The following is a 16,923-nucleotide window of genomic DNA, read 5'->3' on the forward strand; positions in this document are numbered from 1 at the left end:
TCTAAATCCTTGGAACCTACCAGTGTCGCGAAGATACGCACTTTTCCTGCGCTCTCTTGCTATCGCGCTCGTACTCGCGATCGCGCCGCTGGTTGCTGCGAATTTCGTACTCAACAGGTTTGCCGAAAATCAGGCGCGCGCCGAGATGGCGGCAATCGCCAAGCGCTATATCGCGCGCTCCGAAAAGGCGATCGACGAAGCTGTCAAAAACCTGCAGATGCTTCATCGTGATGGCGCGACAACTTGTTCCAATGCCGACCGGGCGCGGTTTCGCAATGCGCTTTCGGACGCGCCATTCCTGCAAAAGATCGGCCTTGTCGATTTCGACGGCATCCGCATGTGCATCGTGCCCGATCAGCCGTTGAACGGCGAGGCGGTGTTGCCCGTTCTCAGACCGGAAGCGCCGCTTGTCGGTATTGGCATGCTGACGAGCGGTTTCGAGGGCGCCCGGGTCGCGCTTGTAAGCTGGCGGCTTGAAAACGGCATCCGGCTTTTCGCGGAGATCGCACCTGCCTCCATTGCTATTGATCCGGGGGCCGATTTTCTCCGATCATTCCGGCACGTAGAGCTGACACTGGGGGGCGACGTTCTCTGGCTTAGGTCGGGAGAGGGGGGACTTGAAGGCTACGATGCCGATCTTCCAATGACCGAGACAGTGATTTCCGAGAAATATCCGCTGAGCGCAGTCGTTACGGCGCCGTCATCGGCGGCCAGCCATCTTGTGCGCGATCTCAAGGTCATTTCGGCGATCGCGAGTGCGGGCTTCGCGATCCTCTTCGTCATGGGTGGCGTTTGGATATCCTGGAAGCCGGGCAGTGAAGCCGAGGACGAATTCGTCCAGGCAATTCGCAACAGCGAATTCATCCCCTACTATCAACCGGTCATGGACATAGAAACCGGCAGATTGAGGGGGTGTGAAGTGCTTATCCGCTGGCTGCGGCCTGACGGATCGATCATATCGCCGGGACAGTTCATGACGTTCGCCGAAACCTCCGGTCATATATTCGAAATGACACGCCAGATCATGCGTAAAACCAGGGCGGAGATGGAGGACCTTTATCACGACAATCCGGACTACAAACTATCGGTGAACCTGTTCGCCGGGCATTTCGACGACCGCCAGATTATTGACGACATCGTGGAAATCTACGGTGGCTCGAAAATCGCCTATCAGCAGATCGTTGTTGAGGTGACTGAGCGTCAGCCTTTGGGCAACATGGACGTCGCGCGCAAGATCATTGCCGAATTGCAGGCGCTAGGCGTACGCGTCGCACTTGACGACGTTGGGACCGGTCACGGCGGACTTGCCTATCTGCAAAGGCTCGGCATCGATATCATCAAGATAGACAAGATGTTTATCGACTATCTCGGCACCGACGACAATTCGACGACGATCGTCGATACTCTGGTCGAGCTTGCCGACAATCTCGGGATGGGCATCATCGCCGAAGGCGTTGAGAACGTGGAGCAAATCGAGCGACTGCGTGCGCTCGGCGTTTCGGCGGCGCAAGGGTTTGTCTTCGCGCCCGCGCTTCCGGCGAAACTTTTCCTTGAACTTGCTCAAGCCCTTTCCACCAAGCCTCAGGAAATCGGCGCGGGACAACAGGGTAAACTCGCAAGCTGACGGTCAGTTATTGAAGGAGCGCTGGCCCAACGAAGCGCGCTCAACCGTCTACGACTTCATCCCGGCTGCGGCATGTGCTGATTTGAGAGGTTGCCACCATTGTGGCGATTGTGCATTTTCTCAAGCACGGCACACCACGGATTTTAGCGGTTTTTTCGTCGCCAATCCCAAGGCGCCTCGAATGTACCTTGCCAAATACCTCGTTTTTCTGCTTGCGCGGCCCTTTGTTCGGTCGAGTATTTCCCGCCGCTATAACGCGGCCAGTCAATTGCATGCCCGTTTCGGACTAGCCAGGAAGCGATGCTTCGGCCGTCTGCCCGAAAGCAATCGCCGACAATGCGTCCATATCGATCACGGGTTAAGAACTGACAGCGCGTCGGGCTTGACCGCGCAAGAAATTGGGACAGTTCGCGCGCCGCAACAGCTCCGCACCTATAATTGTATCCGGCACTGTCCGCACAATTCTGGAAAGATTCCGGAGCATCCACTCCGTTGAACCGAATACGCTCGCCCTGGATTTCGATCGTGTCCCCATCGATGACGGAAGCGCGCCCGATGAGCTCACCTTTTACAGCCCGGGATACGATCTGTGATCCTGGTTCGGAAACCGTCTTGTGGGTCCGTTCGCGATGCGAGGTGAATAAATCCCTTTCTGCCAGTTCATAGCCGCCGACCATAATGCCGGCGACGCACACCAGGCCGACCAAAGGGGTCCATTCCGGCCACTTGGCAAGGTATCGGCTCCGTTCTCCCTCCTTGCCGGGATTGAATAACGATCTTATTCGTTTTTTGGACCGTGATTGATTGAAACGTAATATCTCGCCCATTGAAGCACCCCCGGGTTTCAAAGCTTCAAGCAGGCGTTTCCTCGTTGCATAATCTATTTGCGGGAATAATTCGAAATTACATAGAAATCAAAATTAGAGAAGCTGTTTGGTTATGAGACAAGCGCTGCATAAGCTTTGTGTGCACAATATTAACGATGCAGAAATCCAATATGACGATCAATAACTCTACGTAAGTATAGTTAATATCAACCAGTAATCGACGCTATGGAGGCCGAGTGTCCGACTCTCAGGCGCTACGCCTCGTTGTTTGGGCTCCCAACCGAGAGCATATCCCGCGAAACCTGAATCAGGTTTCGCGGGATATGCTCAAAGCATTGATTTTATAGAGAGTTCTTGTCTCGAAAGCGGTCCCGCTTTCGTGGAAAGCGCTCTAGGCCCGATCAAGAAGGCCCCTGCCTGGATAGGGACTTTCTGTTGTGAAGGCAATTTTCGCAATGAGTTCAGGCTGCTTCAGAAGTCTGGAGATTTTTCACCAACCTGTTCACGCCTGCGAAGTCGAGCTTTCCAGATCCGAGGATCGGCACTTTTTCAACAATCCGCACTTCGGCGGGCACCATCAGGTCCTGGGCACCATTCGCTTTGGCATGGTTCAGGAAATCCGCTCTGGACGCGGACGCACAATCAGTGATGAGGATCAGCTTTTCGCCTTTGCGCTCATCCTTGACGGCAGCGACGGCCGAGAGGTGACCAGGCCAGATGAGTCCGGCAATCTCCTCGACGGCCGACAGCGAAACCATTTCACCGCCGATCTTGGCAAAGCGTTTGGCGCGGCCCTTGATGGAAACGAAGCCGTCCTCATCGATGCCGACAATGTCGCCTGTATCGTGCCAGCCATCGGCCAAGGGAACGATGACGCCAGGATTGTTCGGCAAAATATAGCCGACCATGATGTTTGGACCGGCAATGTAAAGACGGCCGCCATCATCCACGCCTGGTACATCCTCAAGGCGAGCCTCGATCCCTGGCATCAGTTTCCCTACCGTGCCGACCTTGTTGTACATGGGCGTGTTTATCGCAACCACGGGCGCTGCTTCCGTTACGCCGTAACCTTCAAGGATACGGATCCCGAAACGTTCCATGTATGTCTGGCGCGTCGTGGGTTTCACAGGTTCGGCGCCTGCGAAGCAATAGCGCAGGGAGCGGAAATCGTAGGCATGCGCCACACGAGCGTATCCGTTCAGGAAAGTATCCGTACCGAAAAGGATCGTGGCATTCGATGCATAGATCAGCTCAGGAACGATGCGGTAATGCAGCGGCGAGGGATAAAGGAAGATCGGCACGCCCGATACCAATGGCAGGATCGTTCCGGCGGTCAGTCCGAAGGAATGGAACATCGGCAGGACATTGAAGACCTTGTCGCTCGGTGTGAAATCGATGCGTGCCGCCGCCTGGGTGGCGTTCGCCAGTACGTTCGCGTGGCTGAGCACCACGCCCTTCGGCTGACCTTCGGAGCCGGAGGTGAACATGATGACGGCCACGTCGCCGATCGAGCGCTTCTCAAGGGGGCGCGTACGGTTCAACCTTCCCATGATCTTGTCGGACAGGCTGATTTCCGAGCGGATATCATCCAGCCATATGAATTCGACTTCCCGGCCGACCTCATCGACGAGCGCATCGAGCTTGGCCTGGGTGACGAAGGCGCGTGATGACAGAACCTTGGTTACCTTTGCAGTGTGGCAGGCGGAAATGACGTTTCGCGTACCGGAGGTGAAATTGATCATCGCCGGGATCTTGCCCGCTGACATCAGCGCAAGTGTCGTCACAACGGCTCCATTGGCGTTCGGCAACATCACGCCCACGGTTTCCTCGTCACCCAATATCCGGGAAAGCTTGCGTGCCAAAACAGACGTCCCGGTCAGGAGGTTGCCGTAGGAGAGGCGGCCTGACACGGGATCCTCGACCGCTGTCTCGGACATGCCACGCTCCCGGGCGGTCTCGACGACCCGCTCCACGATCGTCTTGTCCGTCGGCAAGCTCGTTTCGAAGATCAGGTTGGACATGATCTCATAAAGCTTCGTACCGGCGGCGGCGCGTCGCTTGCGGCCCCTCAAGTCGGCCGCGACCGTCAGTTCCTGCGGCTCCATGATGGTGACCTTGACCTTTGGGAAGAGTTTCTTCCGGATCTGGCTCGGGCTCAGGTATGAAAACGGCGTTTTTTCCAGACCGTCGATGCGGATCGGCAGGATTTTCGCGCCGGTCTTGTCGGCCACCATGGCCGCGCCGTCGTAAACCTTCATCAGACTTCCGGTAACCGTGATCCGCCCTTCGGGGAAAATCACCATTGGTTCTCCCGATCCGACCACCTTGATGAGGGATCGCGTTGCCATGGGTTTCGCCGGGTTGATCGGCAAGGCATTCGCCAGCTTCAGGAACGGGCGGATCCAGGGTCGTTGTGCAACGTGATAGTCGACGGCAAAAGTGGGTGCCTTGTCGGTCAGGGTAAGTGCGACTGCAGCATCGAGATAACTTACATGGTTCAAAGCCAGGATTGGCGCCTCACCGGCTTTTTCCAGGTTTTCAAGGCCTTTTACCTCCAGGCGGAAGAAGGCGCGGTAGATGATGGAGACCAGGTCGCGAAAGGGGTCCGTCGGCAGTTTCTTGAACATGACGATTGCCGCAAGCGCGCTGAACCCGGCCAGAATGAGCATGACATTGGATGTGCCCAGCCCGAGGTTCTGCGCGAAGGCGAGTGCAGCCCCACCGGCCGCCATTACAGCCGCACCGAGAGCATTGGCACCGGCAATGGTGCGCGCACGGTGTTGCGGGGCAGCCCAAGCCTGCAGGGCCGTAAAGGTCGGAACTGCCAGCAAGGCGCCCGAGATTGCGAGCCCCGTCATGTCTACCGCGACCCGCAACACACCGGGCTGGGATATGAAGTCGCTAAAGGTGACCGCGCTCGACACAGTCGCGAAGCCGTTTAGGGCGAAATGGACATCAAGGCAGAAGACAGCCATCAAGGCCGTGCCCAGCACTGCGGGAAGCAATACGACGCGTCCCGCGCAAAACCACGCGGCAATCGCCGAACCGATGCCAATGGACAGCGCGAAGACGGTCAGGAAGAACGTGACCATCGTCTCTCCACCGCCGAGGGTATCCCTCACGATTACGGGGAGAACGGACAGGACGACTGCGCCAACCAGCCAGAACCAGGAACTCATGACCGCGACGCGGAAGAGGCGCCGGTCACGGAAAAGATCCGCGAGGATATTCCTGGTGGATTTCAGGACGTTCCAGTCGGGGCGAAGATCGGGCGCTGCAGCCTGGGTGGAAGGGATTTTCCGGCTGACGAGGTAACATCCGACGGCAAGCGTCAACATGAGCGGCGCGAAGGCGAGCGTGGCATTGTTGCGGGCAAACAGGAGGCCTGCGGATATTGTACCGCCTAAAATGGCGAGGAATGTACCAGCCTCGACCCAGGCGTTTGCCCTTGGCAGTTCTTCCGGATCCAGATGATCCGGAAGGATACCGTATTTAACCGGACTGAACAGCGCGGAGACGGACCCAAAAACAAATAGCGCGACAAACAGGACTGGAACGGATTGGAAGGCCATGCCCGCCACCGCGAGGGCCGCCCCTCCGATCTCGGCAAGTTTCAGATTCCGAGCCACCGATGCCTTGTCGCAGCGGTCCGCGATCTGCCCGCCGAGTGCGGAAAGGAACAGGAATGGCGCGATGAAGACGGCGCCTGCAAGCGAAACCAGAGCGGCAGAGCCGTTGGCGACCTGGAACAGGATCATGAATACGAGCGCATTCTTCAGAAAATTATCGTTGAACGCAGAAAGGAACTGGGTCCAGAACAGCGGCGCAAAGCGCCGGGATTTCATTAATGAATTGGTCATGGCTTCCTCCTTGCCAAAGCCCGGCGCAACTGCGGGCCGCTAGCTCGCATTCCCTTAGGCATCGTCAGTACTGCCGACGTCCCTCAAAAGCTTTTCGGTCTTGGCATCCTCGAGTCGGTTGTGGAATTTCTGGGCTTCGTCCCTGTCGCGGAGGGTCTTGGTGAGAGTGATGGCCGTGTGAACCAGCATGATCGACGCCATGGTGTAAAAGCCCTTCGCGGCGAAGCTGGCTTCCAGGTTGTAAATGCCGATTGCCATCATGACCGCGGCGACGATGAAGCTCGTGGTCGTGAAGATGACCCAGTTCTGCGAATGTTTGATCGTGTTGTCCTGCATCGGTTTTCTCCTTCCTATGGTTCAGTTTTTCGAGACAAGAAGAGGGGTTGATTTCAGCCGCTGCAAAACGTCGTCCGTTGAAGGTCCAAGCGGTGCGCCGCAGCCTGCATCTGCCAGCCGGGCAACGAGTTCCTTCGGCCTGTCGAGGATGGAAAGCGAGGCAAGCGCCTGATCCGCGAGGGTTCCACGCTCCTGGCGTTCCTTGATGCGCGAGAGAGTGTCTTCCGCTTCGCCAAGGCTCGAATACTCGACTGATGGTCCTGGTCCGCCGGCTGCGCGGACCTGCTCCCTGACGCTTGCCACGCGATGACCGCGTTTGAGCTCGCGAAGCCGCGCTTCGGCGCAGCGAACGTTTTCCGTCAAGAGGCCGATGTCGGCGCTGAAGGCTTCGACGGCATCCGACAATGCGGCACGCTCGGCCTCCATGACCGCAAGCGCTTCCGCAGCTTCGCGGGCAAGCGCGTCTTCGCCCTTGGCCAATGCCGACCTTGCGCGAGTTTCAAGGTCCTCGATCGCATTGCTCAGTTTCGCGATGCGCCTGTGATCCTGCTCGTTTTGAGCCTTTGCCAGGGCAACGGCCTTTTGCGCGGCGCGAACATTCGATCCCGCGTCGCGGATCTGCTGGGTAAGCAGGGCGAGGTCATGGCGTCCCCCGGCTTCCTCAATGGCTCCGTTCACGAGAGCCCTTAGTGTCGAAATCAATCTCCGGAACATGCTTCCTCCAAAAATGAACAATGTTCACTATTTGACAAAGCCATAGATATGAGCCAAGGTCAAGTAGAAAATGAACAATGTTCAATTTTGATCGGGGATTGGTTGGTGGCTGGCCTTCAAAAAGTGAAAAGCGAGGAGACGCGGAAGCGCGTCCTTGGCGCCGCGGTCGACCTGATGGAAGAAGGCGGTCTCGACGCCGTGCAAATTCGCAGCGTTGCCGAAAGAGCCGGATATTCCGTCGGCTCCGTCTACAAACACTACGCCGACATCGATGCACTTATCATTGCTGTGAATTCGATCACCCTGGAACGCATCCACCAGGTAATGAGGAATGCGACAGAAGGACTTGAAACACCGATTGACCGTCTGAAGGCATTGGCTCACGCCTACTCCGAATTTTCGCGCGAGAATCCAAAATTGTGGAAAGGCCTGTTCGATCATCATCTGCCAGAGAGCAGATCGATCCCGGAAGAGCACAAACTGGCGAATGTCGCCCTGTTGTCCTTGATCGGCGGAGAGCTTAAGGCACTGGACCCAAGCATGGGCGAAGACGAACTGGCAGCTCGCACCAGAACCTGCTTCGGCGCCGTGCATGGACTCGTGACGATCAGCCTGGAGGAGCGCTTCGCCGGACTATCTGGCGATACGCTTTCCTCGGAACTGGACTTTCTCGTTCAACGTTTGGCCGAAGCCTAGGTCCATGACCTTGGGTATATTGCGCTCAAGAAGATTTCTGCGGGATATGCGTTAGCCGAACCAACGCTTTAACCAGCGCCGTAAGCCGCTGGCTGCCGAAGATGCACGCTTCCGCGCGTGAGTTCTGGCCTCACTGGTATTTTCGTCGAGGTCATCGATAAGGTTGTCAATACCTTCAACGATAGGGTCGAGCCTGTTTCGCTTGAAAGCACGGGCCAAATGGAAAACCAGGATGGCAATGATTGCAAGCGTCGACAGGAAGGCGATATTGAACCAGGGGATCACGATAGCGTCGGGTCCGGACACTTCCCTGATGCTTATGATGTTCGGGAATATCGTGAAAAACTTGATGCGCCACCCGTAATGGGTAACTGCCACCCATGCGCTATCGTGCTGAGCAAGTGCCTGAGCCTGCGCCGTTACGCTGCTGCTGTCGAATTTAAGGTAGGGCGGCCAGCCCCAATCGGTATCCTCGTTGCGATAGACGCGTGGTTTGCCATCCGGCCATACGGCATTGATGAAACGCACATCCCTTGTGCCTTCAGTGTTGGTTCCGGCATCCGGTGCGGCCCAAAATAACGACGAAGCGCCGATATCCATGCGCTTCACGTCGGTGCCGACGATGCGAACCACATCGTGACCGGGCAACGTATAGTGCGCGAAAAAGATGAAGATCAACGCTAGCGGAGCGCCCAAAACCCATTTGTATTGCCCAGTCAATCATCCGCCCCTTCGTCTACCGGTATGGCGCCCCAGGGACCCATGTTCTTGCCCAAACCGTAATCTTGACCATCTTCATCCATGCCCGGTTCGGGGCCGAACAGTTCTTCCCGCGTCCCGACCTTGTCGACCATGTATTCGTCGGCGAGGAATTTCGAAGCGTACGCCTTCTTTTCGTCGCTCCAGGTGCGGTACTGGTCGTAGAAAGCTTCCTTGTGGCAAATGAAAAGCTGCCGGAAATCGTGCGGTGTCATCTGGGACAGAAGCATGTTGACCAAATGTTTGTCGGCGTGATTGCGAGATCGCAAAAGATAGAAATAGGCAGCGTCGTCCGGCGTGAGTCTGGGCAAGTCGGTGCCGATAGCTATCCGGCGAACAATGTCTTCAAGCGCGTGGTATACTTCCGGTAAGGCCTTGTGATATTTGCGCTTCAATGCGCGCAGATCGCGGCGGGAAACAGAAGAGAGATCTTCTCCATTGCTCGCGGCGGCATCGATGACGATGAAATCCAGCTTCTGTTTCAAGATGCCCTGCGCGTCTGTGTCCCTGGCGTCGAAGATCGGTTCCACAAGCTCGTTTACATTCAGGAAAGACGCTACTGCCTGGCGATCATCCAGCGACAGAACGCTTTGCACCGGCAGATCATCCTTGCTATTCAGCCTTTCGATCGTGATGCAGGCCGTTTCCTTGGCATCGCGGAAAACGTAGATTCCGCCAAAAAGCGATGTGTAGAAATTGCGCTGTTCAAAGCTTTGCGAGCGAAGATTGAGCGGAGTACGAATGATGTCTCCGGTGTGTTTCGACAATTCGACCATTTCGGCGATGAGAACATCATCCCACCAGCCGTCAGGCTCGGTCATGAACCGCTCGATTTTCGCTGAAAGTTCATCTCCGGCTTCCACATGTCCGCCAACAGTGTCCGCATCGACTTCAATGGTGCTGAAATTGAAGAGATCACGCGGATTTTTCACGGAATAGACGGAGTTGACCAATTCACCGACCACGGGGTCGCGGACGGAAAGTGCGAAGAGTTGCTCTTCATTCTCGTCGATGAAGCGCCTGAGGATCGCTCGCGACGTTGAAAAACGGGCGTTGAGGAGGGGGGCTGTCTTCTGTTCGACGGAAAGCAGGATGAACTGGCGATTGCAGCCGTTCGGGTTAAGATATAGAGGGTCATCCAATTCGTCGCCGATTTCCGGAGAAAACCCGGAAATATCGATGTGAAACTCCTCAAGGGCGGTGCGCTTTCCCGTAACATGCTCCAGCGCCCGGTTGTACCGGCTGACCATGGACGTGGAAGTGACCTCATAGAGGTTTCCGAACATCAGGCCATGTTTGACGAGACGCATCATGCGCGCGAAGCTTCCATGAAACGCCTTTTTGCCTCCTCCATGCGCTGCATCTCGCGAACGGCATTCTCGATCGCGGCTTCGTCGGACTTGTCGGCATAGCGGAATTCGCTGTCCGCGTAGCGGTTGATCTCCTGAATGACCATATCGACCGTGATCGGTCGGGCCAGTTCGGCGATCATGTTTTTCTTCGTATCGTAATCCTTGAAAAGAAAGACATCCGGATTCTCCATCCATTCATCGGGTAACTCGAAATCCATGGACCTGACCTTGATGGCATCGGTGATATTCTTGATGGCGCGGCCCGTGAACCTTTCATCCGCTTCCTGAATGGCCTTGAGGTACGTGCCGAGTTTAGCAATCGAATCGAGTTCGCCAATTTGCAAGCGCACACGATCGAAGACTTGCGACAGGGCGAGTTCCTGGGGCTGCGAATGGCGCTCGAACGAGGCTTCAACCGCTTTCGTTATGGCTTGTGCCTCGAATAGCCGATGATCGCCGACAGGAATGGAGTGGTTCTTTCCGATCAGCAGATGCAGAAGATCGATGTAATCTTCGCGGGTCTGGGGGCCGTCGACCAGAAAGCGCGCCCCGGCGCGCTGCCTGAGCGCATCGTCCACATTCTCGGGGTAATTCGAGAACATCCCGAAGGTGCAATTTCCGCGCACAACGGTATTGGCGCCCGCGAAACTCTCCATCAAAACGGCGGTAATTTCCAGTTGGCCGGCTGATGATTGCCGGTCGCCGCGCTTGCCCGCAAGCTGGTCGATATCGTCGATCGTTCCGAAGCCGATGGCATTTGGATCGGTGATATTCTTTATGAATGACTTGGCGTTTTGAGCCGACTTGCCCTGGTAGCTGTCGATGCTTTCGGTTGACAGGTTCTGGTAGCGAAAGGCGTAGCCGGCGTTGGCGCAATATTCGTTGATCATGCCCGCCATCATCTGAATGAGCGTGGTCTTGCCCGTTCCCGGTTTGCCGTCACCCATGAAAGTGAATATGAACCCGCCCAACTCCGCGAACGGGTTGATCTTCCGGTCAAAATCATAGGCCATAAGCATCTTTGACAGCTTCATTGCCTGATACTTGGCGATATGGTTTCCCACCACCTCTTCAGGCTTCTTGAATGCCATCGTCAGGACTGAGGAGCGAGCGCGCGCTGCCGGCGTAAAACCGGTGATCTCGAAATTGTCGGCTTCGACGCGATATCTTGCCTCCGAAAACGACCTTGCTTGCAGGGAGCCTTCAGCGCGGAGCGTCACCTTCTCCATCAGCTTTTCGCAAAATGAGGTGATAACGCCGACCAGTTGCGCGTCCGAATTCGCGGCGGCCGCTATTTCCTGGTCCATTTCCCAAAGGGCGCCGTGCAGGGCAAGCTGATCGTTGTCGAGAAGGACCTCTTCCACTTCTCCGCTCTGGATTTCGGTCTCGCCAGCCTCAGGAGTGATGCCCGACAGCAGAAAGTCCGTCATGTTCGCAAATACATGGAGCGAAATGAGCGCGGATGCGGTTAGCAGTTCCTGAAACAGGTTCTTGCGCGAAGCGTCCAGCGTTCCAGCGAGATTGCTGCGCTTCAGGTCGCTGAGCCCGGATTGTTCCGCGAACTGGTCCGACGCCACTTGCGCAACCGAAAGTGCCCGTCGCAGCGAGCGCAGCACACTCGCCTGCAATGGGGTGATCATTGCATCATCATCTGTGTCGAAAATGCGGGCGCTCAACTGCACGCCTTGCGGCCGCGCGGTCGACCGTGTCACGAGACCGGGTGTTGTGGAGCGAAACCGGCGTCTCGTTCCCAATCCGCTGGAGCGCTCCCGAACATCCTTTGTCTGCCTTTTTGCGGCAATGCGAGGCGTATGGTCGAACCCCTCCAGCATCGCCTCCGCCAAAGGGTATTTTTCCCGGATCTTTTCTTCTTTCAATTCCATGAGGTCGTTAGAAACAGTCACGGGCGGAACCTACTTGTAGCTGAGAATTTTGCCCTTCGGGCCAACGACGAATTTACGGACATTCGCAAAGCCTGGTGGATTGCGTTCCTTCAGTATCTGAAAAGGGTGCAGGGGGAGAATGAGCGATCGCTGCTGATTGGTGTGGCCGTTGATGTCTTGCAAGGGGTCGCCGGGTCCGGCGAACGGATCAAGCCGATAGACCTGGCGTTCAACCAGGGAAAAGAAGCCAGAGGCTTTCAATTCGGTACTTGAGGCCACGATTGTCTCGGTTGTCCATGCGAGTGCCCAATCCTCGCCGGGGTGGCCGCTGGCTTCGCTCAGAACATCGCGCAAGGGACCGGACTGCTGGGTATAGGCGCGGCTGTACATCGGGCCGATATAGAAACGTCGCAATCTTTTCGGGTGCAGATCATCGAAATCCTGATCGAAGCCCCGGGCGATCGTGACAAGCTTCAATGACGAAGATGATTGCGCCACGAGATGGCTTTGAATGCGGGGCCACCTTTTTTCGTCCTTCGCCAACGGTTTTCTGCCGCTGTCCTCCAGATCCATGATGTATATGAGCGGAATATTCTGCTGGCTGTCATAAACGGCCCAGTGCAGTCGGTATTGGCGGCGTGTCGGGTTGACGTTCCCGGTCCAGATCAAGCGTGGGTCATTTCGCGCCCAGAATATCCATCCGTTTGCCAGTCGCTCGTAATAGTGGCGCTGCGATGCGGCGAATTGCAGGTTCAACGGGGAGGAGTGTTCTCGCAGGATGTGATTCACCATCCCCACTTTCAGCTCTTTCAAGCCAGGGAGCGAGCGCAGGTGGTTTTCCGCCTGCATCGCATCGTTCGCCATCTGCAGCAGTTCCTGGTAAACGGGAAAGCCGCTGTCCTGGCGATCTATGCTCAGTAGGCTCGGCAGCAAATTCGATACGCGCCCGGCCAGAAGGTACTTGTAGGAGAGCGCCGTGAAGGTGCCCGACAGCGCTTCGAGATATCCTTGAAGAATCGGAATTTCGGACTGAAGCGCGATGTCTTCGGATACAACGCCCTTCGCGACGCTTTTCAGGTGGGCAATAATCCGTTCGAACTTTGCGAAATAGCGCCGCGTTTCATGCGCCTCCTCCAAAGTTCTGTGATCCAGTGTTAGATCCAACGTTCAGCCCTCAGGCGCCGTAGGCATTCTTGTCGTGCTTTTCGACAATTTTCTCAAACCGGCGGGCAAAGCGTTCGTCCGATTTTGCCTTTTCCTCCAGAACCTTGCGGGCAAACAAGATGTGCTCGTCGTGCTGCTCCAGCATATCGGCCATGCGGTGGTTGGTGGCAGAGCCGATGGCCGCCATGGCGGACTGCGCTTCCTTGTCCGTGGCCACTCCGATTTCGTTGATCTTGTGCGCGATATCCTGTTGCTGCGCGGTTTTCAGCGATTTGACGAGCGCATCGTACAGGACGACTCGCTGCCTCGTGTCCGTCTGGAGCTTGTTAATCAACACCATCTGGGTGGCCGCCTGATTCTGAAGGCTATCGACCCAGGTCTTGCCTTTCTCGATATAGCGTTCGAGCGTTTGGCTTTCGGCAAGCTTTACCTGTTCTTCTTGCACCAGCCTGTTGTAGTCGGCGTTCACTCGCGCAAGCTCACCTTCCAGTCTTGTGCGGGCCGATGCATCGGTCTCAACGGCGATCTTGTTCTCCAGAGAGATAATCTCCGGGTCCATTGCAAGGAGTTGCTTCTTGATCTCTTCCAGGGCACCGACAGTCTGTTCGCGCTTTGTGAGCGTTTCGCCAAGATTGGATTCAACGCGTTTGCTGTGTTCTTTAAGCGTGTTCAACTGGTCCTGAAGCAACTGCCCGATGACGTTGGACTTTGAGATCAGATCCTGCAGCTTGTCATCGATACTTGCGCTTCGCATGCGCTCTTGCCGGATACTGTCGGCTCTCGCCTTCGAGAAGATTCCGATAAAGGTCTCCCAGCCGGTCTTGGAGCGCATGGCATCGAAGTCTTTTGTGAAATTAGCCGTGACGTCATCAAGACCCATGATGAGTTCTGCGATATTGGCGCCCATCATTTCCGTATGGGCATGGACGTCATCAAGGGTCGCGTTCTCAATGTCGACTGAAATGTCTTGACCGGTGTCGAGCTTTTCCCGGGCAGTTTCTATTTTCGACGTGAGTTCGTCGATCTTTGCCCTTGCGGCGGCTACATCCTGTTTCGATTTTTCAATTTGAGCGCCAAAGTCTGCCATGAGCCTCTTCCTGAAAATTTCAGAACGAAATGCTGATCGACTACCATTAATTTGTAGACCGACGATTAACAACCGCTCCAAAGCCTAAGCGTTGCGCTTATTATCGAGCAAAGTCTGCATATGCCGGAAATCACTTTCCCAAAAGTTATTGGAAGTGTGAAATTTTCCGTAATTTCCGATTTTGCAGGGCGCGCCATTGCGTGAAATCTGCACAAATTTCCTTCAATGCTGCACGGAAGTGGCGGTGAAAATGCAATTTTGCCGATTAGAAGCATTCAATGCGCGGCGGATGGGCAATCATCAATCCAGGAAAATCCATCAAGGATTTCGGCCTGTTGGCAGCACGAACATAAATTCATTCGATCATAGGTGGCCCGAAAGATGCGAGCATCATTATATTCACGAGCCGGCTTCGCGAAATTCAAATTCCCAAGAAAGATAATAATCAGAATTTCCGTTGCTCTTGCCTTGATAATTCTAGCCGATTTCCTTTTTTATCAACGGCTCATAGGCATATCATTCGTATTGTTCATGTTGGTACTGGCTGCTGGCGTTCTGTTGGCTAATCGTTTGCGGGCAACCTGGCGCGAACGAATTCTGGCGGCATCGGTACTCGTCCTTTCACTATGTCCGGCAGCGGAGGCGATAACTCCGCTTTCCGTCATTATCGGTGCCGGCGGCGTCGCCTTGTTCGTGCTCAAAATGACCGGCAACGGTCGGGTTGCTCCTCCGGTTCTGGCGAGCCGGATGACCATTTTGTTGACGGCGGGTCTTTCCAGAATAGGGCGCCACCGCAAAAGGTGGCGCAGGCCTCATCATTTAAACACATTAAAAAATCTGGGTGCCGCCTCTGCATCCTGGCTCGCTCCAATGGGTCTCGGATTGGTGTTCGTCGTAATATTCTCCGAGGCCAATCCGATATTTTGGTCCTGGGTAAGCGTGCTTGATCCGCGGAGCCTGCTCGCCTCTCTGGAACCACGGCGGCTCCTGTTCTGGGTGTTGTTGGGCATATTCCTGTCGCCATTCGTTCGCGTGCCGGCCTTCGTCCGAGCGCGGATAGAAAGCGAGGACATTCACATCCTGCCGGAAAGCTGGTTCGTGGAGACAGCTTTTATTGTTCGCTCGCTCGTTGTTTTAAACGCGGTCTTCGCTCTGCAGACGGTTTTGGATATGATTTATTTATGGGGTGGTGCTCAATTGCCTGAAGGCGTGAGCCCTGCGGCCGATGCCCAGAAAGCGGCCTATCTTCTGGTAGTCTCAGCATTGCTTGCGGCCGGCTTCGTCCTGCTTGCCACGCGCAATGCAGCCGAAGGGGCGATGTCGCGTCTGGTACGCAAACTTATCTACCTCTGGATTGCGCAGAACGTAGTGTTGATCTTCTCGGCTATTCTTCGCCTGGATCTCTACGTTGAAACGTTCTCCCTGACGCGCCTTAGACTGGCGGCATTCATATGGATGGGCCTTGTGGTCGCTGGCCTTGTTCTCATCGTGTTGCGCCTGGTCCTGTCGAGGTCGAACCGCTGGCTGGTCAATGCGAACCTGATAGCGCTTGCCATTGCCCTATACGGTTGCAGCATTGTGGATCTGAACCGGATAATCGCGGACTACAATGTCGTGCATAGCCGTGAGGTCTCGGGGCGTGGGGGCGCCCTCGATCGGAACTACCTGTGCGGGCTTGGCGCTTCGGCACTTCCCGCCATCGACACGTTTCTTGCCGGGCGTAAGAAGGAACGGCGTGGCGGATGGGTAATGCTCGATCTCGCGAATTGTGCGGAAACGTTACGTCGGGAGCTTCACCGCGGGTCCGGTGACTGGAGGTCTTGGACATTTCGCAAACACCGATTGCGCGATGATTTGGCGATGCTGATGTAAGGGCGCAAGTACGGGAAGGGGAATGTTGCTGCTCGACGTTGCAGCAGTTGCTTGAGAGAAAATCGCGGCGGATACCGCGGCAGATGCATTCGGTTCTTTTATCGTGCGGGAACTTCAAGCCGAGGGTTTCGGCATCCCGGCGCCAGGCACCAGCTTTCCTCGATAACGCACAACCAAACCGCCGCCCAGCGGGGCGAACAACGCAACATCGAAGTGGAATATTCCCTCTCGCGCATATTCGCGGCTTTCGCTCAAGGGCAACAGGAAGCGTGGAAGCGGAATACCCAGGAACCAGCCGCGACGTACCGGAAGATGCATGGCCTCGTTTTTCACAAGCAATTCCTGCTCGTATATGAAAGGCCCGAAACGCTCTCGATAACGGCAGGGCAGGGTGGCCGGTGTGCAGTATGAGCGGAAAATCCGGTTGTCAAAATCTCTTTCCCAGATCTCGCCCGTGGCGATGCGTGTTTTTGTAACCGTGACGGGTACGTTTTCTCCAGCCGATGGAAACCCGAAAAACCAGGTTGCCAGCCGAGCGATGAATGACGAGCCACGCGTGATCCGTGCCGTGCCTGAAAAACGTTCAGTGTCTTGAACGCTGTGCAGCGCCTGGAGTTGCGGAGGCAGCAGTTCCCATCGCTCGGCGAGCGCGGATTGAAACAGCGTGGGCTGGTTCGATCCGTTCGTATTCTTTGTGCCACAAACGTCGGACATGACCCTATCTATTTCATTTGCAGGTATTTTCGGCA

General features: G+C 55.8%; 13 protein-coding genes. 3 read left to right on the forward strand and 10 right to left on the reverse strand.

Going from position 1 to position 16,923, the window contains the following annotated elements; translation table 11 throughout:
• Nucleotides 1–22 precede the first annotated feature (22 nt).
• The gene (locus GR183_RS06270; protein WP_160774718.1) at nt 23–1,624 is read left to right on the forward strand and encodes an EAL domain-containing protein; all 1,602 of its coding nucleotides are present in this window, start codon (nt 23–25) and stop codon (nt 1,622–1,624) included.
• Between the two features lie 143 nt (nt 1,625–1,767).
• On the opposite strand, the gene GR183_RS06275 is transcribed toward GR183_RS06270, so the two are convergent.
• The 4 genes from GR183_RS06275 to GR183_RS06290 all read right to left on the reverse strand — a co-directional run bounded on the left by GR183_RS06275 (nt 1,768) and on the right by GR183_RS06290 (nt 7,361).
• A complete protein-coding gene (locus tag GR183_RS06275) occupies nt 1,768–2,451 on the reverse strand; it encodes a thermonuclease family protein (RefSeq protein ID WP_202395856.1) in 684 nt (227 codons plus the stop codon).
• Nucleotides 2,452–2,912: 461 nt separating this feature from the next.
• Nucleotides 2,913–6,311 carry an acyl-[ACP]--phospholipid O-acyltransferase gene (locus tag GR183_RS06280; RefSeq protein ID WP_160774719.1) on the reverse strand — a complete coding sequence of 1,133 codons (3,399 nt, stop codon included), beginning with the start codon at nt 6,309–6,311 and terminating at the stop codon, nt 2,913–2,915.
• Nucleotides 6,312–6,365: 54 nt separating this feature from the next.
• Entirely contained in the window at nt 6,366–6,647 is a 282-nt protein-coding gene (locus GR183_RS06285) for a YiaA/YiaB family inner membrane protein (protein ID WP_160774720.1), read from the reverse strand.
• 21 nt (nt 6,648–6,668) lie between these two features.
• Entirely contained in the window at nt 6,669–7,361 is a 693-nt protein-coding gene (locus GR183_RS06290) for a PspA/IM30 family protein (RefSeq protein ID WP_160774721.1), read from the reverse strand.
• Between the two features lie 48 nt (nt 7,362–7,409).
• Here GR183_RS06290 and GR183_RS06295 point away from each other — a divergent pair, with 48 nt between their 5' ends.
• A complete protein-coding gene (locus GR183_RS06295) occupies nt 7,410–8,057 on the forward strand; it encodes a TetR/AcrR family transcriptional regulator (protein WP_202395857.1) in 648 nt (215 codons plus the stop codon).
• A gap of 51 nt (nt 8,058–8,108) precedes the next feature.
• Here the strand turns inward: GR183_RS06295 and GR183_RS06300 are convergent, their stop codons facing one another.
• The 5 genes from GR183_RS06300 to GR183_RS06320 are packed head-to-tail and all read right to left on the reverse strand — an operon-like array spanning nt 8,109 to nt 14,302.
• Nucleotides 8,109–8,777, reverse strand: coding sequence for a DUF1523 family protein (locus GR183_RS06300; protein ID WP_160774722.1), 669 nt, complete (start codon nt 8,775–8,777; stop codon nt 8,109–8,111).
• The gene (locus tag GR183_RS06305; protein WP_160774723.1) at nt 8,774–10,129 is read right to left on the reverse strand and encodes a DUF6638 family protein; all 1,356 of its coding nucleotides are present in this window, start codon (nt 10,127–10,129) and stop codon (nt 8,774–8,776) included. The genes GR183_RS06300 and GR183_RS06305 overlap by 4 nt, the downstream gene beginning before the upstream one ends.
• Nucleotides 10,126–12,072 (reverse strand): AAA family ATPase, encoded by a 1,947-nt coding sequence (locus GR183_RS06310; protein ID WP_160774724.1) that lies wholly within the window; start codon nt 12,070–12,072, stop codon nt 10,126–10,128. The genes GR183_RS06305 and GR183_RS06310 overlap by 4 nt, the downstream gene beginning before the upstream one ends.
• A gap of 9 nt (nt 12,073–12,081) precedes the next feature.
• Nucleotides 12,082–13,215, reverse strand: a complete 1,134-nt coding sequence (locus GR183_RS06315) for a hypothetical protein (RefSeq protein WP_160774725.1) — start codon at nt 13,213–13,215, stop codon at nt 12,082–12,084.
• A 10-nt stretch (nt 13,216–13,225) separates the two neighbouring features.
• Nucleotides 13,226–14,302: a hypothetical protein gene (locus GR183_RS06320; RefSeq protein WP_160774726.1), complete on the reverse strand. Its 1,077-nt coding sequence runs from the start codon at nt 14,300–14,302 to the stop codon at nt 13,226–13,228.
• A gap of 531 nt (nt 14,303–14,833) precedes the next feature.
• Between GR183_RS06320 and GR183_RS06325 the strand changes: the two genes are divergently transcribed.
• Nucleotides 14,834–16,174: a DUF4153 domain-containing protein gene (locus GR183_RS06325; protein WP_160774727.1), complete on the forward strand. Its 1,341-nt coding sequence runs from the start codon at nt 14,834–14,836 to the stop codon at nt 16,172–16,174.
• 114 nt (nt 16,175–16,288) lie between these two features.
• Here GR183_RS06325 and GR183_RS06330 read toward each other — a convergent pair whose 3' ends face one another.
• Nucleotides 16,289–16,888, reverse strand: a complete 600-nt coding sequence (locus tag GR183_RS06330; RefSeq protein WP_160774728.1) for a DUF4166 domain-containing protein — start codon at nt 16,886–16,888, stop codon at nt 16,289–16,291.
• Between the last annotated feature and the right edge of the window lie 35 nt (nt 16,889–16,923).

The sequence above is a fragment of the Stappia sediminis genome, assembly GCF_009826895.1.
Lineage (GTDB): Bacteria > Pseudomonadota > Alphaproteobacteria > Rhizobiales > Stappiaceae > Hongsoonwoonella > Hongsoonwoonella sediminis.